1 protein-coding gene (running past one end of the window) is annotated in these 22575 nt (G+C 48.5%); it reads right to left on the bottom strand.

Annotated elements, in window-relative coordinates; genetic code table 11:
- Nucleotides 1-21590, bottom strand: partial view of a non-ribosomal peptide synthase/polyketide synthase gene (locus DBR43_RS00785; RefSeq protein ID WP_124576988.1) — the 5' portion only. 12238 nt of this gene lie to the left of the window's left edge; the window shows 21590 of its 33828 coding nt (coding positions 1-21590); it begins with the start codon at nt 21588-21590; its stop codon lies beyond the left edge, outside the window.
- Nucleotides 21591-22575: the final 985 nt, after the last annotated feature.

The raw sequence follows: 22575 nt of genomic DNA on the forward strand, positions 1-22575 counted from the left end.
AAGCGGATCGCATCGTGGTAACTGACCAGTTCACTTATCGCAGCTGCGAGATTTTCCAGGTCCGTAGTTTTAGCCACAGAGAAGCTCAGCTGTTGGTTATAATAAGACCTCGCCGGATTTTCTGCCTGCAGAAAACGTTGCTGGATGGGCAGTAAACCACTATCGCCCGACAGCAATCCTTGTTCTGAATCGACTGTTGCGCTTTGCTGTACCGCCAGTTGTGCCGACAAACGTGCGACGGTCTGCGCGGTAAAAATATCTTTAGGATTCAGCTCATATCCTTTGCGTCTGGCACGGCTGACCACCTGAATCGTGATGATCGAATCCCCGCCCAGTTCAAAGAAATTGTCATGAACCCCGATTTTGTCCAGTCGCAATACTTCCTGCCAGATCACAACCAGGGCCTGTTCCGTTTCGTTACGTGGCGCCACATAGTCACCAACGAGCAGAGAACTGACATCCGGTTCAGGCAATGCCCGCCGGTTTACCTTTCCATTCGCTGTCAGCGGAAGTTTTTCCAAAGCCACAAAAAGCATTGGAACCATATAATCCGGCAACCTCGTTTTCAGGTAAGCCAGGATCCCTTCTTTATCAAAAGTCCCTTTCGGCACAATGTAGGCCACCAAACGCTTGTTTCCAGCTTCATCCGCCCTTGCCAGGACAACAGCCTGATCAACCAGTTCAGCAGCCCTTAAGGCCGTTTCAATTTCACCAAGCTCTATGCGGTATCCCCTGATCTTCACCTGATCATCGTTCCGGCCAATGAACATGATGTTTCCGTTTGGCAGGTATTTCACGGTATCGCCCGTGCGGTAGAAACGCATGCCACTATCCGCTGCAAAAGGATCTGCAATGAATTTTTCGGCAGACAGGCTTTCGTTGTTGAGGTAGCCCCTGGCAACACCGGCACCACCGATCAGCAGTTCTCCCGGCACACCTACCGGACATAAATGTCCGTTGGCATTGACCACGTAAACTTTGGTATTTGAAAAAGGTTTCCCGATTGGGATATTCTCCTGATCGGTATAAATATTTTTCACCACATGAAGCAGTTTACCGATCGTGGTTTCTGTAGGCCCATAATGGTTCACCACCATACAGTTGCTTCCTGATAGCCTGATCTTCTGAACGAGTGCTCTCGAAAGGGCCTCTCCTCCAAAGATGAGCAGCTTTTCGGGCAGGAGCATAAAATCAGGGGTAGAAAGCGCTTTCCAGTGCGAAGGCACAATTTTAATACAGTCTACCGGATGTTGAGAAAGGTAATTTTTCAACTCATCCGGGTCATTGACCGCTGCTTTGGAGAACACATGCAAGGCAGCACCATTCAGAAATGCGCTGAACAGCACCGTATTTCCAAGGTCAGTGGCAATGCTGGACATTAGTCCGAAAGAACGGCATTCCAGAATTGGAAGCGCATCCTGTAAACCTGCAAGGTAGTCAGACAGGTTGTGGTGGCTCAGCAATACCCCTTTCGATTTCCCCGTACTTCCGGAAGTATAAATCACATAAACCAGGTCATCTTTAGTGAGCCCTGTTGAAGGTGCATGAACCGGATAAGTATTCCATAAATCAAGGTCCGAATCCAGGCTCAGTACCTGGTCATCGGCCAGCGACAATAAAGAACGACAAGCAGCGCTGCTCAAGGCAATCGTAGCCCCGGTATCGTTGAGCATATGGCTGATCCTGTCGGCCGGGAAATCCGGATCAATCGGTACATAGGCCGCTCCGGCCTTTAAGATTCCCATCAGGCCAATGATCATATTCAGGGAGCGTTCGATACATAGCGGTACCAAAGCCCCTTTCTGAATGCCTTTGGCAATCAGGTAATGCGCCAGCTGGTTACTCCGCTCTTCCAGTTCCTGATACGTCAGGGATTCCTGCTCATACACCACTGCTGTGGCTTCCGGGCTCCGGAGCACCTGTGCAGCAAATAAATCTACAAAGCTCAGTTCTTCGGGATAGTCCACTGTTTTCTGACTGAAGCTTTCTATTTCCCGGAGTTCAGTTGCATTGAGCAAGCCCAATGAACGCGGGCTGACTGCTGTTCCTGAAGCCAGTTGCAGTAAGACCTGTTCGAAATGTCTTGAAATCATGCTGACCTGACGTTCATCCAGTAATTCCCTGTTGTATTCAAAACGAATGTGGATCTCTGATCCGGCCATAATCACCAGCCATAAAGGATAATTGGTCTGTGAAGTAATGGAAGCATCATCCATTTTCAGTTTCCATTTCCGGCCTTCCAATACTTCCGTTACCGGATAGTTTTCGAATACCAGTAAGGTATCGAACAGTTCTCCCTCTACTGCCGCCAGGCGCTGCAGTTCATTTAAAGGGGTATATTGGTATTCTCGGTTCTGCAGCTGTTCCGTCTGGATTGACCGGAACCATTCTGAAAGCGGGTGATCAGCCACATTAACAAACAGTGGTAAGGTATTGATGTACATCCCTACTGCCTGTTCAATTCCTGCTAAAGCTTCCGGCCTTCCCGATACGGTGACGCCATAAACGACGTCCGGGCGACCGGTATAATGAGACAAAAGACAGGCCCAGACCCCTTGCATTAAGGTGTTCAGGGTAATGTGGTTGCGTTGTGCATAGGTAGATAGCAGGGCCGTTGTTTCTTTGCCGATAACCCTTTCTTTCAGACGGTAGGTTCCGATTCCCTTACTGCGGTCGGCGGTACTGCTGACAAAAGGCAGTAAACTTCCTTCCTGAACCGGCTGCAGGTAATTTCGCCAATGGTTTTCGGCTTTTCCCTGATCGTCCTGCTGCAGGAAGCGGATGTAATCTTCGTAACGGTCTTCCCTGAGCAAAGGCAAAGGATTTCCGCCCGTCAGTTGTTCATAGGCTTCCAGCAATTCCTGTAATAAGACCGGTACCGACCAGCCATCGAGTAAGATGTGGTGGAAACTCCAGAGCATATGCGTCCTTTGTGCATCCAGACGTGTCAGGCAAATGCGCATCAAAGGAGGCTGCGTAAAATCAAAACCTTCCAGGCGATCTGACTGGGCATATTCCTGCAGGGCCTGTTGTTGTGCCGCAGCATTTAAGTGACGGTAATCAAAAACAGATACCGGTAAGCTCAGTTCTTTATACACACATTGTACCGGAATGTTAAAAGTATCATAATAGAAAGCACTTCTCAGAATGGTATGCCTGCGCATCACCCAGTTCCAGCTTTGCATCAGGAGTGGTTCATCTACGGCGGTCAGCACGGTATTGAACTGCTCCACATAATTTCCGGCGGCAGCATCATAAAGTCCGTGAAATAGCATCCCGGATTGAAGGCCGCTTAAAGGATACAGGCGATCGATCAGGGTGCTTCTTTTTTTACCCTGCTCCGTTTCTTCGAAGAAGCGGTCCAGTTCCTGATAGGTCATCACTTTAGCCAATCCATAGTCGGAAGGCGTAGCAACCGGGCTGCTGACCGAAACACAATGGTCAATCAGCGCATTCAAATGACGGAGATAGGTTTGAGCAATCTGTTCAATTCCTCCGGCCGTAAAATGTTTCCTGCTGTAGCCGATGTCAATGATCAGCTCGCCGTTGCGGACCATACTGTTGACCGCCAGCTTGTCCTGGAAAATAAAATCTTTACCCACCGAAGCACCAGCGTCTTCTGTGGCGATAGACAGGTGTCCGGCTCCGGCTGCAGCATTGTCCACCTGTCCGAGATAGTTGAAAACGACATCCCATGGATTCCTGCCCTGCAGGGATGAAGATTGGTTGATGTATTTTAAAACCCCGTAGCCAATCCCCTTTGCAGGGATCAGACGCAGTTGTTCTTTGATGTTTTTAAGGACATCGGCAGCTCCCTTTTCGGTACCGATGGTTAACAATACCGGATACAGCGCTGTAAACCAACCAATGGTGCGGCTGATGTCTGCAAGCTCTGAAAGGTCTTCACGGCCATGGCCTTCCAGGCCGATGGAGATTCGGGTACTTTCATTCCATTCTGTTAAAGTGAGGGCCAGTGCGCTCAGTAAGATGTCATTGATCTCGGTATGATAGGCCTTCGGTGCTTCCTGTAATAAAGCGGAAGTTTGCCCTGAATCGAGCTTCAGGATATGGCTGGCCGTATCGCCGGAGCTGACCGGACTGAAGTCCTCTGTTTCTGTTCTTAACGGCAGGTATTGCGTGGTGGTGTTTTTCCAGTAGGCTTCCTGGTCCAGGAGCGCAGGGCGATGGCTATAAGCCTTCAGTTCCTGAGCCCATTGGCGGTAAGCATAGCTTTTGGCTGTAGTTAAAACCGGATTTTCCGAAGGTCCTTCCAGTAACAGGACCAGGTCGTCCAGCAGGATTCTCCAGGATACCCCGTCAACGGCAAGGTGGTGTACCACGATCAACAGGCGGTCAAAGGACTCCGTTTCCGGTGTCTTCATCAGGACCGCACGAATCAAAATGCCTCGTTCAATGTCCAGGCTCGCCTGTAAGCGGTTGCTTTCTGCGGTAATGGCTTCCGCAAGCTCATCCTGAGCCACACCCCGCAGGTCTGCAAGCTCCAGTTCCCCTTCATATGTTCCGTACGACTGTATCCAGCCATCCGGCCCCTGCTGATAGCTAAACCTCAGCGCATCATGGTATTGGATCAGTGCTTTGATCGCTTTTTCCAGTACAGGAGCAGCGGTATCTTTAGCAATATTTAATAAAAGGTGCTGGTTAAAATGTGAGCTGACCTGTGTGGCCTCTCCAAAGAACCATCGCTGTATCGGAAGTAAATCACTTTCCCCGCTCAACAGCCCCTGTTCTCCCCTGATGGATTTAAAGGCCGAATTTTCCAATTGAGCGGAAAGTCTGGCCAGGGTCTGATGGACAAACAGGTCTCTTGGCTGGAATTCATAACCCGCACGTTTCGCCCTGCTCACCACCTGTATGGTAATGATAGAATCTCCACCGAGTTCAAAGAAGTTATCGTGGATGCCCACCTTTTCTACATGGAGCAATTCCTCCCAGATGCCGGCCAGGGCCAGTTCTGTTGCATTTCTTGGGGCTTCATATTGTTCTGTTAAAGTGTCGTTTCCATCTACCTCCGGCAGCATTTTCCGGTCTACTTTACCATTGCTGGTCAGCGGGAATCTCTCCAGCACTGCCCATAACGCAGGAACCATATATTCCGGTAAACGTGCTTTCAGGAAGTCTACCAATGCTTCCCGGTTAAACTCTCCTTCGGATATGAGGTAAGCAACGAGTTGTTTATTTCCGCGATGATCCGGACGCGCCAATACTACGGCTTGTCTGACCAGTTCATTCTGCTGTAATACGTTTTCAATTTCGCCCAGCTCGATGCGGTAACCACGGATTTTCACCTGGTCATCGATCCTGCCAAGGTATTCTATATTGCCATCCGGCAGCCAGCGCGCAAGGTCTCCGCTCCGGTACATCCGGCTGTATTCCTGTTGATCAGAAGAAAACTGACCGTCAAAAGTAACATCCTGAAGAAGCGCAGTTTCCCCATCAGCAGCAAATCTGTTAAAGAATGGATTTGGCACAAACTTTTCGGCCGTCAGCTCCGGACGGTTCAAATAACCCCTTGCCAGTCCGGCGCCACTGATGCAAAGCTCTCCTGCAACACCAACCGGACTCAACTGGTTGGCGGCATTCAGGATATATACCTGGGTATGGCTTACCGGAATTCCGATTGGAGGTGCCAGTTCGCTATTTTCTGCCAATAGTTCGTAACTGCTCGTCACGACACTGTTTTCCGTTGGTCCGTAATTGTTGATGATCTTATACCCCAATCCTTCCAGTGAAATCGCCGATAAACGGTCTCCACCCGCAAGCAGGTATTTTAAACTCAGGGTACGCCCCCTGCTTTCCGCAATAAATTCCGGAATCAGCACAGTAGATAAAAAGCTGTGCGTCAGCCCTGCCTGTTCGTAATAATCCACCAATCCTGAGGGCGACAAGCGCAGTTCATCGTCAATGATGTGCAGGCTTCCCCCCGCCACCAATGTTGGCCAGATTTCCCAGCCAAAAGCATCAAAACCAATTCCTGCCGCTGCGGTACTTACACTTTGCGCGTTCAGTTCATAACGTTCCAAATGCCAGCTCAACAGGTTGGAAAGCCCCGCATGAGTGATTTCCACGCCCTTAGGTAAACCGGTAGAGCCGGAAGTATAAATCACATAAACCAGGTCAGACAGGCTGATCTGCACTTCAGGAGCAGTTAGCGGATATCCTGCGGTAAGCAGCTCAAAATCATCAGAATCCAGCAATACCACACCTTCAGGAACCTGCAGATGGGAAAGCAATTGCTGATTGCTGATCAGCAAACCTGATCCACTATCCGAAAGCATGTACAGCATCCGCTCTGCAGGATAACCCGGATCAATCGGAACATAGGCCCCTCCGGCTTTCAGGATCGCCAGCATGCTGATGACCACTGCCGCTGACCTTTCCAGGCATACCGAAACAAGTACATCCTGACCTACCCCACGTTCACGCAGGTAATGTGCCAAACGGGAAGATTGTTCGTCCAGTTCCTGATAGCTGAGCAGCTTATTTCCGCAAACAATTGCAGGAGCTAAACCCGCCACTGCGCTTGCTGCTGCAAAACGGGCAACCACACCGGTTGACGGCAATGCCGAGATGCTTTTTGCATTAAAATCCTGTAACAGCTGCTTTCTTTCCGCTGCGCTGAAAATATCCAGATCTGCAAATGTCAGGCCTTCCGAAGCGGTCATTTGCTCCAGCACTGCTGAAAAATGACCGGCGATGGATTTGACATCTGCAGCTGATAACAGGTTATTGTAGTTGAAGTCGATGGTAATTTCGCTTCCGGCAATGATGATGATGCTGAGCGGATAATTGGTATGTTGCTGGCCAACATCCACATTGCTCATCTTTAAGCGCCATGGCTGTGCTTCAAGCGCTTTGCTGACCGGATAGTTTTCAAACACCATCAGTGTATCAAACAGGTCGCCGGTAACGCCCGACAAGCGTTGGATTTCGCTGAGGCTATTGTATTGATAGCCCCTGCTTTCCAGTTGTTCTGACTGGATCTGCTGCAGGCTATTGCTGATATTTTCAGTTAAACTGATCTTCCCATGGAAAGGTAAAGTATTGATGTACATTCCAATTGCGGTTTCTACACCGGGAAGATTTTCAGGTCTTCCGGATACCACCACACCAAATGAAACGGCTGTACGCGCGGTATAACGGTAAAGAAGGTAAGACCAGACACCCTGCATTAAGGTATTCAGCGTCACCCTGTTTTGCTGGGCATAACGTGTTAGGCGGGCAGTAAATGCGGCATCGAAATGAAGCATTTCATCGCCGTATTCCCCATGGCCTTTGGTCCTTTCCGACTGGTTGCTGATGAAAGGCAATAAGGTAGCTTCCTGCAATCCATCCAGGTATTTTTGCCAGTAGCGTTCCGCAGCGGCTTTGTCCTGTCGTTCTATATAGCGGATATAATCCTCATAACGGTCTTCTTTAACCAGCGACAAGGTCTTTCCGTCAGACAGCTGTTCATAATTGTTCAGCAGTTCTTCCATTAAATTTGGCATGGACCAGCCATCGAGTAAAATGTGATGATGGGTCAGGCAGAACACATAACGTTGTTCCTCCAGCTGCATCACTGCGATGCGCATTAAAGGCGCCGTACTAAAGTCAAAACCTTTGTTCAGGTCTTCTCCTTTGTAATGCTTAACGGCCAGTTCCTGTTCCTCAGCCGTAAGCATCGTATAGTCCAGGAAGCTTACCGGAATCTCTGCGGTTGCATACACACATTGCACCGGTACCTGGAAAACATCATGGTAAAATGCACTGCGCAGGATGCTGTGTGTTTTCAGCAGGTGTTGCCAGCTGGCGATGAACAAACTGATATCCGCATCATTCAGTTCCGCAGAAAACTGCTGCACATAGGCGGCAGATTGCTGATCATATAAACTATGGAACAGCATTCCTTCCTGCAAACCGCTTAACCTGGAAATGCTTTCCACCTGTTCCCTTCTTGCCCTTCCCTGATGGCTGGCATCCAGAAACTGATCCAGCTCAGTATAGCTGAGCAATCCGCCCAGGCCATAATCAGAAGGACTGAAAGCAGGGATTTCCCTGTCCAGACAATGCCCGATCAGGTTTTCAAGGCGCAGCAGGTAATCTGCCGCAAGACGGGCAATGCTCGCTTCCTCAAAATGAAGCGGGCTATAGCTCCAGTACATTAGCAATTCACCTTCGATGACCATACTGTTTAGCGCCAGTTTTCCCTGCAGCTCCACATCTTTTCCTGCGGATGAACCGAACTGGTCCCACTGAGGGCTCGTATACAGTCCGGCTGCACCGGCATTGCCCGACTGTCCAAGGTAATTGAACAGGATTTCCCATGGATCCCTGCCTTGCAGGGACTCCGTTTTGCTGATATATTTCAAGACACCATATCCGATTCCTTTATCCGGAATCTGACGCAGTTGTTCTTTGATGTTTTTCAATTGTGATCCCGGATCTGTTTCCGCTTCCAGCTGAAGTAAAACAGGGAACATGCTCGTGAACCAGCCTATCGTGCGGCTGTGGTCCAGCTCCGCATGGAGGTCTTCCCGGCCATGCCCTTCCATTCCCAGCAATACCGTATTGCTGTTGTTGTGCGCAGAAAGTGTTTCTGCAAGTGCACATAATAAAATGTCGTTGATCTCGGTATGGTAAGCTTTGGGCACTTCTTTCAGCAATTGTGCCGTAGCCTGACTGTTCAGTTTCCCGATATGGGTCCTGACATCGGCGATCCTGACCGGTCCGTCAAAATCATGGTCTGTAGGTATCGGCGCAGGAGCCTGACTGTTCTTTTTCCAGTAAGCCTCCTGGTTGCGCAAACGGCTGCTTTGCGCATAATCGCCCAGCGCGGAATGCCATTGACGGAAAGAACTTGTTTTCGGCCCAAGGACTTCTTCCACTGTTTGATTTTGCTGTTGCAGCAGTTGTTCCAGATCCTGACTAAGAATCCTCCAGGAGATTCCATCCACCACCAGGTGATGGATCACCAGCAATAAGCGGTTCGCCTCTTCCTGATCCGGGGCAAGCAATAAAGCTGCCTGTACCAGTTTTCCCTGAGCCAGGTCCATTCCTTCCTGTAAAACTTCCAGTTCGACAGCAAGTAAGGCCGAAAAATCAGCTTCCTGATCTGCCGGAACCACTTTCAGTTCCAGACCGGCCGAGGTATAACGCTGCTGCCAGCTTCCTGCTTCCTGATGGTAAGCAAAGCCCAGAGCATCATGATGACGCAATAATTTTTTCAGTGCCAGTTCCAGTTCTGCCGGGCTGATGTGCTTTTCAACGGCAAAGACCAGGTGCTGGTTATAATGGGAAGGATCTGCAATTTCTGAATCCAGAAACCATTGCTGGATCGGTAATAAACCGCTTTCTCCGCTCAGTTGTCCTTGTTCTGCTTTGACCGTACTTTGTTCCTGTACTTCCAGCAATGCTGCAAGTGCAGCAATGGTCTGACAGCTGAACAAATCACGCGGACTGAGTCCGTAGCCCGAGCGTCTGGCCCTGCTGATCACCTGGATGCTGATGATGGAATCACCGCCAAGCTCAAAGAAATTATCGTGAATGCCTACCCGGCTGATGCCCAGCAGGTCCTCCCAGATCAGGGCCAGTGTCTGTTCCGTTTCATTACGTGGCGCAAGGTACTCCTGGTCCGCGGATTTTTCCAGATCCGGATCAGGAAGTGCTTTTTTATCCACCTTTCCATTGCTGTTTAAAGGGAATTGCTCAAGATGCACCCATAATGCAGGAACCATATATTCCGGCAACCTGGTTTTCAGGAAGTTCATCAGCAATTCGCGGTCTGGTGCTGTTCCTTCCGGAACCACATAAGCAACCAGGCGCTTGTTGCCGCGTTCATCAGCTGTTGCCAGCACCAGTCCCTGTGCAACCTGAGGGTGTTGTTCCAATGCATGCTGGATTTCCCCCAGTTCGATCCTGTAACCTCTTATTTTCACCTGATCGTCATTACGGCCAACATAGCTCAGGTTTCCATCCGGCAGCAGGCGGCAGATATCGCCTGTTTTGTACATGCGTTCTCCCTTTACAAAAGGATCTGAGAGGAAACTTAGTGCATTCTGGTCCGGACGGTTCAGGTAACCACGGGCCACCTGGACCCCTGCGATATACAGTTCTGCCGTTACTCCGGCCGGAGCCGGGCGCAATTGTTCGTCCAGTAGGTAAGCCCTGGTATTGCCCAGTCCTGTTCCTATTGGAACCCCTTCTGCCGGGGAAGCTGACTTTTGCGGATATTCATATTCCAGGGCCGTTACCGTTGTTTCGGTAGGCCCGTATTCATTGTAAAAAGTAACATAAGGTGTCCATTGCTCCGCCAGGGAAGCACGGCAATATTCTCCGCCGGAAATCACCCTTTTCAATCCACCATAGCTGCCTGCTTCCAGTGTTTCCAGGAATCCCGGTGTGGCATGCAGGTGGGTGATTTGTTCCTTGTTCAGCAAATTCAGCAATGCTTCCGGGTCGAGACGCGTCTCTTCATCCGGCAGTACCAGTGTTGCCCCTGTTGAGAAGGCCAGGAAAATCTGTTCTACCGAAGCATCGAAATTGTAGTTCGAGAATTGCAGAATTCTTTCCTTCCGGTCTATCCCGAATTTTTGGGCCTGGTAACTGATCAGGTGAACCACACTGCCATGTTCCACCAGGACACCTTTAGGCTGGCCGGTGGAACCCGAAGTATAAATCACGTAAGCAAGGTCTGAAGGACGACGCTCTGCCAAAGGAGGTGTGGAAGGATAAACGCCGGAAGGTTCATCCACAAAAATCAACGGCAATGACTGATCTTTCAGCGAGGCCGAGCTTTTGCGGCTCGTCAGCACCATAGTGGCGTCGATGTCCTTCAGGATATAATCGATGCGTTCTGCAGGATAATCCGTATGTAAAGGCACATAGGCCGCACCGGATTTGAGTACCGCTAAGATAGAGATCAGCATTTCCGCAGACCTTTCGATAAATATCGGGATCAGTACATCCCTTCCCGCGCCAAGGCTGATGAGCTGACGGGCAAGCTGGTTGGCCTGCAGGTCCAGCGCTTCATAGCTCAGCTTACGGCCTTTAAAAATCAAGGCTACTGCTTTGCCCGAAGCCGCCACCTGTGCTTCAAAAAGATCGGTAAGGGTTTGTCCGGAAGGATAGCTGAAAGCCCCCTCATTTAAGCCCGAAAGCAATTGTTTTTTTTCTTCTGTACTTAATATTTCAATGGCATTGAGCCTGATGTTTTCTGTGGTGCTAACCTGCAACAGGACATTTTGTACATGCCCGGAAATCCTGCTGATTTGTTCCGGACTCAGCAAGCTGCTGTTGTATTCAAAACGGATGTTAATTTCCTGTCCTGCTTCAACGGTAATGCTCAGCGGAAAGTTCGTTTGTTCTTTCACCCTGACTGAGGAAAGCTGTAATTTCCATGGTCTGGCCAGTACTGCTTCATCTACCGGATAGTTTTCAAAGACCAGGATGCTGTCGAACAGTTCTCCGGAAACCGGACTTTGGCGCTGGATGTCATTCAATGCAGTACATTGGTATTCCCTGCTCCTCAATTGTTCTTCCTGGATCGTCCTCAGCCAATCTCCCATCTCCTGTTCCGGATCAATCAGCGTATGTAAAGGCAGGGTATTGATGTACATCCCTACCGCGCGTTCTATTCCCTTCATGCTTTCCGGTCTGCCGGAAACCGTAACCCCGTATACCACGTCTTTACGGCCGGTATAGCGCGACAGCAAATACGCCCAGACACCCTGGATCAGCGTGTTCAGCGTGATCCGGTTTTTCTGTGCATAGGCCGCAAGGCCCGCTCTGGCATCCCCGCTGATCCGAAGGTCTACGTTACGGAACTGCCCGATTCCCCTGGTATGTCCCGCGGTTACCGGCAGGAAAGGCAAAAGCGTACTTTCCGTCAATGTAGACAGGTATCCTGCCCAGTAATCATTGGCTTCTTCCTGGTCCAGTGCTCCGATAAAACGGATGTAATTTTCATAATGGTCCTGCTCAATGCCGGAAATCTGCTGTCCGATAAACAGGGATTCGTAAATCGTCAGCAGTTCTTCCAGCAATACCGGCATCGACCATCCATCTAACAAAATATGATGGAAGCTCCACAATAAACGATACTGTTCGTCTGCAAGACGGAACAGCATCAATCTCATTAATGGTGCATCGGCAAAATCAAAACCCTTCAGGCGGTCGGCATCCATATATTCCTGTATGGCCTGCTCCTGTTCCCTTTCTGTTACTGCGCTGTAATCGATCAGTCCGACCGGTACTTTGAGGTCTTTCCGCACGCATTGCACCGGGATGTTAAACACATCATAGTAAAAAGCGGTCCTCAGTACCGTATGTTTCCGGAGCAGGTAATCCCAGCTTTGGGCAAACAGTTCCAGGTCTAATGTGCCGACATTCGCAGTAAGCTGTTCTACATAAGCTCCTGCACTGGCATCAAATAATCCATGGAACAACATTCCCGCCTGCAGTCCGCTGAGCGGATAAATGCTTTCGATCTGTTCCGGATCAAAAGGCAAGTTTTCCATGAAAGCATCCAGTTCCGGGTAACTGATTAATCCCGACAGGCCAAAATCAGCCGGCGTATAACCCGATGTTTCCGCGGCAGCGCAATGGTCGATCAGTTTTTCCAGATGAACCAGGTATTGCGAAGCCAGGAAGGCAATACTTTCTGCGGAGAAATGGTAATGACTGAACCTCCAGTCGATTTCCAGTTCTGCTCCTTTAATGCTGCTGTTGATGTAAAGTTTATCCGGCACATTAAAGCTTTTGCCTACCGGAGCGCCGGCAGCTTCGCTAGCCGGGCTCAGGAGGTCTTCCGAGAGCAATACATTGTCTACCTGTCCGAGGTAGTTGAACACCACATCTCCGCAGCTTTGCTGTAAGGCAGGAATCCGGTTGATGTATTTAAGAATTCCAAAACCAATTCCTTTTTCCGGAACCTGATGCAATTGTTCTTTCACGCTTTTCAGCAGATCTCCTGATGCTTGTCCGGCTTCAATCCTCAGAGAAACCGGGTAGAGGCTCGTAAACCAGCCCACTGTACGGCTATGGTCAATGTCTGCGGCAATGTCCTCACGGCCATGGCCTTCCATTTTGATGGTAACCGTTTCCTCCCCATTCCATTCCGATAAGGTAAGCGCCAAAGCAGCCAGCAGCACATCGTTGATGTCTGTATGGTAAGCCTTGTGGACATTTTGCAACAGGCGGCGTGTTTGCAGGGCATTCAGGTTTACGCTCAGGTTGCTCGTACCTGAATACGTCACCAGGCCGGTAAAGTCGTAATCCGTTTTCAGGCGGACATATTGTTCCGATACCTTTTCCCAATAGGCCCTTTGTGCCCTCAGGCGGGGATGACCGGAATATTTCAGTAAAGCTTCCTGCCATTGGCGGAAGGAGCTGCTTTTTTTGCCCAGAATCTCTACTGCTGACCTGTTGGAAAAATCTTCCAGCAACAGCTTGAGGTCTTCGGTCAGGATGCGCCAGGAAACGCCATCCACTGCAAGGTGATGGACAATGATCAGCAAGCGGTGTTGTTCCGCTGCTTCCGGCAACTGCATCCATACCGTCCGGATTAAAATACCCAGTTCAGGGTTCAGGCTGCGCTGGTATTTTTCCGCAACCGCATTGATCGCTTCAGGAAGCTCCTCCGGTTTCCAGCTGCTCAGGTCTTCGATCTCCAGCAATCCCTGATAGGTTCCGTATTCCTGTTCCCCTTTTCCCGGGCGATAGCTAAAGCGGAGTGCATCATGGTAGCTGACCAGTGCTGCGACCGCCTTTTCCAGTTGCGTTCGCGTCACCTGTCTGGCAACGTTTAATAAAATATGTTGGTTAAAATGATTTGTTTTTTCTCCTGCGATGTCAAAGAACCATTGCTGAATTGGCAACAGGCCGGTTTTCCCGCGCAATGTCCCCTGTTCGGCGAAGGTCTCTGCTTCTTTTCTCTGCTCCAGTACTTCTGCCAGCACTGCGATCGTCTGACAGGCGAATAAATCCCGAGGCTGCAATTCATAGCCCAGGCGTTTTGAGCGGCTGACCACCTGGATCGTCACAATGGAATCGCCACCAAGTTCAAAGAAATTATCATGGATGCCGACAGATGTTACGCGAAGTAATTCCTGCCAGATATTGGCCAGGTCCTGCTCTATCACATTGCGCGGGGCGATATAATGGCCCGCAACCAGCTGTTGAACATCTGCCTCAGGTAAAGCTTTTTTATCCACTTTACCATTTTTGGTGAGCGGTAATTTATCCAGTGCAATCCATATGGCAGGAATCATGTATTCCGGCAGGCGGGCTTTCAGGTAGGCAATGATGCCTTCCTTATCAAAGGCCCCTTCAGGCACCACGTAACCGATCAGGCGTTTCACCGTTCCATTTTCAGATTTGGCAAGGACCACTGCCTGGCTCAGCAATTCACTTTGCTGTAATACATTTTCGATTTCGCCGAGCTCGATGCGGTACCCCCTGATTTTAACCTGGTCGTCGATCCGTCCCAGGTATTCTATATTTCCATCCGGCAGCCAGCGTCCAATATCCCCGGTTTTATACAAGCGCTCCCCATTTAGGAAAGGAGCCTGGATAAAGCGCTCTTCAGTGAGGTCGGGACGGTTTAAATAACCGAGAGACAAACCTGCTCCGCCAAGGTATATTTCGCCAGGCAAACCGGCAGGCAATAACCTCAGCTGTGCATCCAGAATATAGGCCGTACGGTTGTCCAGTGGTTTCCCTATAGGAATCAACCCGCTGTCATCAATTGAAAAAGTAAGTGAAAAAGTGGTATTTTCTGTAGGGCCATATCCATTGATCACCGTGGTTTCCGGATGGGCCTTTCTCATTTTGCTGACATGTTCTGCCGACAATTTCTCTCCACCGGCAAGCACTACCGACAGGCCTGCAAATACTTCCGGATCCGTATCGATCAGCTGGTTAAACCAGCTCGCGGTAAACCACATCTTGGTGACCTTATGGCGGCGGATTTCTGCTTTCAGCAAACTGCTATCCAGCAAGACCTCATCACTGCAAAGGATCAGCTGTCCTCCGTTCAGGAGCATGCCCCAATACTCAAAGGTCGTTGCATCAAATGAAGGGGATCCTGTAGACAAGAGCACATCATCGCTGTTTAGCGATACATAGCTCACTTCTTTGACCAGGCTGATCACATTGGCCTGGCTCACCAGTACACCTTTTGGCCGGCCTGTAGAACCGGAAGTATAAATGACATAAGCCAGGTCCTCCGGTTTCACCGATGGAAACGGGCCCGTTTCTTCCGGAAGTTCCAGGCGGTCTAAGGCAATCAGTTCCAGTTCAGGACTGATGCGGTTCAGCAATTGCTCATGAACACTTCCGGTAAGGGCCAGTGTTCCGGCGGTATCTTCCAGCATAAAGGCAATCCGGTCTTCCGGATATTGAGGGTCCACAGGCACATAAGCTGCACCTGCTTTCAGGATTGCCAGAATCCCCGTCATCATGTCCAGGCTGCGCTTCATACAAACCGGAACCAGGGTTCCCGGCTGCAGGCCTTTTTTGATCAGGTAAGTGGCCAGGCGGTCAGAACGTTCGTCCAGCTCCGCGTAGGTCAGTGATTGCGATTCAAATAAGATCGCCTGCGCCTCCGGATTCTGCGAGACCTGCTCCCGGAACGCATCCGCAATGCTCAGTTCCGGATAATCGCCAAAGGTATCGTTAAAGCGTTCCAGCAATACTTGTTTTTCCGGCTCAGCCAGCATTTCCACTGCCGAAAGCGGGCCTTCTGCCAGCTGGATAAACTGTTGCAAGACCTGTTGAAAATGCTGCGCGATCCCTGCAGCGTAAACCGGATCGATGAGGCTTGAATTGTAATTAAAATCTACCTGAATCGTCTCTGCGGCAATGATCGTGATGTTGAAAGGGTAGTTTGTATGTTCGTGTAACCCGATATTTTCCAGTTGTAATTTCCAGGGATGCTCCTGCAGCACTTTACTCACCGGATAATTTTCAAAGACCAGTAAGCTGTCGAAAATATCACCTGAGATTCCGGAAAGGCGCTGGATTTCATTCAATGTGGTAAACTGGTGTTCGCGGCTTTCCAGCTGACCACTTTGCAGGATCTGCAGCCAGCGGGTAAGCGGCTGACTTTCGTCCACTACGGTATGCAGGGGAAGGGTATTGATGTACATCCCCACTCCTCTTTCTATTCCCGGAAGTTCTTCCGGCCGGCCGGACACAATGATGCCATAAGTCACCTCCGCTTTGCGGGTATAACGCGACAACAGGTAGGCCCAAACGCCCTGCATCATGGTATTCAGGGTGAGCTGGTGCCTTTGGGCAAATTGCTGAACCGATGATGTGGCTGCTTTATCCAGTTTGAATTGTTCTCTTTTATAAACCCCGAAACCTTTATTGCGGTCGGCGGTACTGTTGATGAATCCCAACAGGCTTCCTTCCGTTACATTTTCCAGGTACTTGCTCCAGTATTGCGCTGCAGCGGCTTTATCCTGGCGATAGATGTATCGGATATAATCGTCATATCTGGTATTCGATAATACCGTAAGCGCTGTTCCCGTGACCTTTGATTCGTAAGTACGCAGCAGTTCTTCCAGCAATACCGGGAGCGACCAGCCGTCCAGCAGGATATGGTGATAGGTCCAGATCATCTGGTAACGGTTTTCATCCAGACGGATCAGGCACATGCGCATCAGGGGACTTTCCTTAAAATCAAAGCCTTTTAAGCGGTCTTCTTTTTCATATTCCGCGATGGCGGTTTGCTGAGCGATGCTGTCCAGCTGTCTAAAATCCAGTGTGACAAAAGGCAGTTCTGCTTTCCGGTAAACACATTGTACCGGAATTGCAAATGCTTCATGATAAAATGCGCTTCTTAAAATACTATGCTGAGCGATCAGGTGCTGCCAGCTTTCCAGAAATACCTTTTCGTCCAGGTCCTGCAATCCGCAATAGAACTGCTGGATATAAGTTCCTGCCTGATCGTCATAGAGGCCATGAAACAACATTCCTTCCTGCAGGCCGCTCAATCTTGCCAGGCCTTCGATCTGTTCTTTGCGCGGCTTGCCTTTATGGTCCTGTTCCAGAAAATCATCCAGTTCAGCAACGCTGATCAATCCGTCCAATTCATAATCTGAAGGGCTCAGGGAAAGGCTGGTGCGGGACTTGCAGTGGATGATGATTTCTTCCAGTTTTTCCAGGAAGCTTGTTGCCAGTTCTTTGATTCTTTTTTTATGGAAATGAAGCTTGCTGAAATCCCATTGAAACTCCAGGACCCCTTTTCTGATCAAACAGTTTAAGGCAATTTTGTCCCTTAGCGGATATTCCCGGGCAACAGAAAGCCCGAAGCTTTCCCATAAGGGCCTGCAGGCTTCCTCCTGTGTTGTTTCTTCCATTTTCCCCATATAATTGAAGACCATGTCCCATGGATCTTCAGTTTGCAGGGAAGCTTCTTTATTCAGGTATTTCAATACGCCAAAGCCAAGTCCTTTTTCCGGAACCTGTCTGAGCTGTTCTTTAATGTTTTTCAAAATGCCCCCTGGATCATTGCCTTTGACCTCCAGCAGTACCGGGTACAGGCTGGTAAACCAGCCTACCGTTCTGCTCGTATCCACATCCCCGCTGATCGCTTCGCGTCCATGTCCTTCCAGGCCTATGGATACGCCGGATGTGCCGTTCCATTCAGATAAAGTAAGCGCAAGCGCGGTCAGCAGGACATCATTGATGTCTGTGCGGTAAGCCCGGGCTGTATCCTGCAATAAGCTTTCGGTTAGGTTTTCATTGAGTTTCAGGGTAATTGTTCCCGTATCTGCAGTACTCGCCTGCTGCACTGTTTTTTTATCTGTCTTTACCGGAACATAATGTTGTATCGCATTTTCCCAGTAAGGCAGCTGCGCCAGCAAGCCTGGTTTCCGGCCATAGGCCCTTAAAGCTTCCTGCCATTGGTAATAGGCCGTTGTCTTTTCTCCCGCGATTTCCGAGAGGTTTTTTCCGGCTGCTTCCGGCTGCAGCAACAGCAATAAATCGTCGATCAGGATTCTCCAGGAAACCCCATCTATCGCCAGGTGATGGACCACCAGTAAAAGCTGGTGATGGCTTGTGTTGTCAGGCCCTTTGATCCTTACCGCATGAATTAAGATCCCTTTTTCCAGGTCCAGTCTTTTCTGCTGGATCGAGATCAGGGTTTCCATATCTTCAGGGACTCCTGTAAAAGGAATTTCTTCCAGCTCAGGCACATGATCCCCATATTGCTGTACAAGAAGTCCTTCTTTATAAGTATAAGAAAAGCGCAGTGCATCATGATAATGAACCAATGCTTTAACCGCCTGATCCAACCTTTCCGCAGAGATTTCCTTGTCGATTTCTAATAAAATATGTTGGTTATAATGCGCAGTATATTTGGTTTCTGCCTCAAAAAAGTGTTGCTGAACAGGCAGCAATCCACTCTCTACGCTCAGGAATTCCTGGGCGGCCTGTGTTTTGGAAAGCACCTGAGAAGCTAAAAATTCCGCCAATGCGGCGATCGTATAATGGGCAAACAAGTCTTTGGGCTGTACATTGATACCTACCCTTCTCGCCCTGCTGGCCACCTGTATTGTCGTGATCGAATCTCCTCCCAGTTCGAAGAAATTATCGTAGATGCCCACGCGGAATACACCCAGCAATTCCTGCCAGATTGCCGCCAGCTGCTGTTCCCTTTCATTCCTTGGGCCAACATATGAAGTGCTCATTAAAGCCGCAGCATCAGGCTCCGGTAAAGCCTTTTTATTGACCTTTCCGTTTGCCGTAAGCGGGACTTCCTCAATCGCCATGAAGAAAGCAGGAATCATGTATTCAGGCAGTTTTTCTTTCAGCTTTGCGATGATCGTTTCTTTCTCAAAATCAGCTTCGCTAACCAGGTAAGCCACCAGTCTTTTATGACCGTTTTCATCGGTTTTCAGGGCAACCACCGACTGAATAATTCCTTCACACTTTTGCAGTTCCGCTTCGATCTCACCCAATTCAATACGGAAACCACGGATTTTCACCTGATCATCGATCCTTCCAAGGTATTCTATGGTACCATCCGGAAGCCAGCGGCCAAGATCTCCTGTCCGGTACATCCGGTAAGCGCTGTCCTGATCAAAAGGATGCGGAATGAATTTTTCGGCAGTCAGCTCCGGAAGGTTCAGGTATCCTCTGGAAACACAGATTCCGGAAACCGTAATTTCCCCCGCTACTCCTATCGGACAAACTTCCAGATCCTGATTCAGCACATATAACTGTGTATTCTGAACCGGGGAACCCAATGGCACATTGATGCGTTCCGGAGTTCCGTACATGATGTGGTGACAGATGTCGTCTGAAGCTTCTGTAGGACCGTAAGCATTGACCACCGGGATCCTGCCATAAAAAGGATGGCTAAACCATTGTTTCAATACCGGCTGACTTGCCGCTTCTCCCGTAACCAGTAAATATTCCAGGGCCGTTAATGAAGCCACAAACTGTTCCTGTAATACTGCCGCCAGGTACGAAGGGACTACTTCCCAGATGCTGACTTTGTCCTGATCAATTGCGGCGATCAGTGTGGCCGGCTCCAGGATCAGTGCCGCAGGATAAATGATCGTTGTTCCGCCACACAATAAGGCAGAAAACAACTGCCATACCGAGATGTCGAAAGTATAGGATGCCGTAAATGCGACAACCGAAGAAGAAGATAACTGAAGGTCATTCACTTTCGCGTATAAGTGGTTGAGCATCCCTCCGTGTTCTACCATCACCCCTTTGGGCCTGCCTGTGGAACCTGAGGTATAGATCACATAAGCCAGATCTCCCGGGCCCGGGATATTTTCGGGGCTTGAATCCCGTTGTAAAGCAATCTGCGCTGCTTCATCGTCCAGTAAAACCAGTCGAACTGCAGGGTTATTCTTAAACTTTGCGGAAAGTGCTGCTGTGGTCAGCATGATGGCTGCGCCGGTATCTTCCAGCATATAGCTGATACGGTCTTCCGGATATTGGGGATCAATAGGCACATAAGCCCCACCCGCTTTCATGATGCCAAGAATGCTGAGCAGCATTTCCAGGGAGCGGTCAAAACATACCGGAACCAGCGTATCCTTCCCCACTCCTGCTGCCTGCAGGTAATGCGCCAGGCGGTTTGCCTTTACATTGAGTTCCTCATAGGTATACGTTTGATCTTCAAATTTAACAGCGATGGCATTTGGATTGGCGAGGGCCTGGTTCTGAATGATTTCTACCAGGTTCTGATGTTCCGGATAGGCGACCGTCACTTCATTAAACTGTTGCATCAGCTCCAGTTCTGCAGGCGGGATAATGTCGATCGTTCCTGAAGGCGTGGTCATCTTTTCTTTGAACTGCCTAAGGATAAACAGCAGACGTTCCGCCAGCAATTTCATTTCCTCTTCTGAGAAAAACTGCAGCTGGTAATCAATGCTCAATCGTAAAGGCTGGTCTTTACCCAGGTCTTTCCACCAGATTTCCATTGGATAACGGCCATGAGCCGTTGGGATTTCATGAAAGCTGGCCTTCATTCCTGCTCCGAAATCCAGGTTAAAATCTATGATTGCATAATTAATGACTACTTCCAGTAGAAACTCTTCTGTGGCATTGATTTTAAAATAACGGCTCAGGTCTCCGATCTGATAATTGAGGTAGCGGTAATCTTCCCGCTGTGTGGTCGTGATGTGTCTGATCAGCTCGTCGACCGGAAGCTCCGGCTGATAAGTCCCTTTAAAAGGCATGATGCCTGTAAACATGCCCACGATATCCCTTACTTTTTTATTTCTTCTTTTATGTAAAGGGGTACCAAATATAAAATCCTGACGATCGGTTGTTTTGCCAAAATAAATCATCAGGGCGGCAATGGTCAATTGCTGGAGACTGGATTTGGTTTCTTTCTGCAGTTCTTCCAGTAAACGGATGTCGTCCGGAACCAGATCGACAATCACTGTTCCTGACTTTCGTTGTTCCTGTATATTGTCCAAAAACCTGCGCTGCAACAACTGTTCAGGTTTGGTCTCTATTTTATCTTTCCAGTATTTCCCTTCTTCTTTATATTCTTCAGAATGATAATAGGCATCTGCTCTCTTTGCTTCATCCTGATAAGAAACAAACTGAAAATCTGTCTCATTTTTGCTGACCATGGTATTGTATTTACTGGCCACGTAACGGTTCTGTGAAGACAAGCCAAAACCATCTGAGATCAGGTGATGGTATTTGAAAAAGTAATAATGTTCGTCTTCCTTTAATTTAATCAGGTAATGTTCAAAAAGGACATCGTCTTTTTTAAGTTCAAAAGCTTTGTTGAATTGATCTTTCATCCAGACCTGCAATACTTCTTCGGCGGCTTCCTGCTGGCTATAATCGAGTTCTATCACCTCTAATGTCCTGTAGTTGTCGTCGAACTGAACACGAGGGGTATCCTCTTCGGTGTCAAACCTCATCCGGTAAGCATCGAAGACTTCAGGTACCGACTTGACTGCGGCAATAAATATTTCTTTTTCTAATGGTCCTATGATTCGGGTATACCCACCGATATTATAATAAGGATTACCAACATTGATCAGCTGATCCAGATAAACATCTTTTTGTGCAGGGTGCAAAGGGGACTTACTAATTGACATAATTGTGCATGAGTTTTACTATTGACCTAAAAAATTTTTGATGTAACAGTCCCATTCGGCTGGAATTACCAGCCGTTACTGTTCAGAGTTTGAGCATCTATTTTGAAAACAGACTATAATTTTAGCGCATAGGAATAGCGTTGTTTAACTTTTTTTGAGTTAATCACATTCCCATTCTACAGAAATAGAATGTATTCAGTAAAAATGGCCCGCTTAAATTTAGCTTATGCGCTAAGGTCAGCTGTTGAGCTGGATTTAAGTGCCAAAATTCTACAGATAAGATGCTGAGGTAGAGGAATACAACAGGAAGAAAGAATCAACAGAGGATGATTTAGGGCATCTGTTGAATTGGTGAAGCTTTTGTGCTTTCCAATCATAGGTTCAGTGGGTAGCTTGTCGCCAGTCTGCGAGGCTAATCTTTGCGTTTTTAACATGGGATGAATGTTAGTTTGAGAGATACTTAGATTTCTGATTTAAGAAATGAAATGTGGTGGTTCTATATATTTCTATTTTTTTTTATTTTTCTTATTATGCTATTGATTAACTAAAACGTAAAAGCGGCATTATCTTCAATAAAACAGGGGACAATACCATGTCACCATTTACACCATAAAATTATCCTGTACAAGTAAACTATTCGTTACGAAAAGGTTACCATTAGGTACATTTGAGTTTACGTTACTATTAACAAAGATAATAATTATCACAAAAGAAGCAACAGAAATATTACATTACTTACAATTAATTTAAAAACCGCAAAAATTCCTGCAAGAGATAAACATCAGGAACATATTTTAATCTGACCTTAAATAAATAAGCTAAAATGATTTAAACATATAAACACTAAGGTTGGCAGGGATGCCATTTCCCCGGTGACTGAATATATGATTTTTCCGGACCTTCTGATTTGAAGTTATCTGATCTATTTCAGCTGCTGTTGGTTCTTGTTACAGATGCACGCTTGAAGTTGTTTTCCAGCGCCTTA

This window comes from Pedobacter sp. KBW06, assembly GCF_003852525.1.
Taxonomy (GTDB): domain Bacteria; phylum Bacteroidota; class Bacteroidia; order Sphingobacteriales; family Sphingobacteriaceae; genus Pedobacter.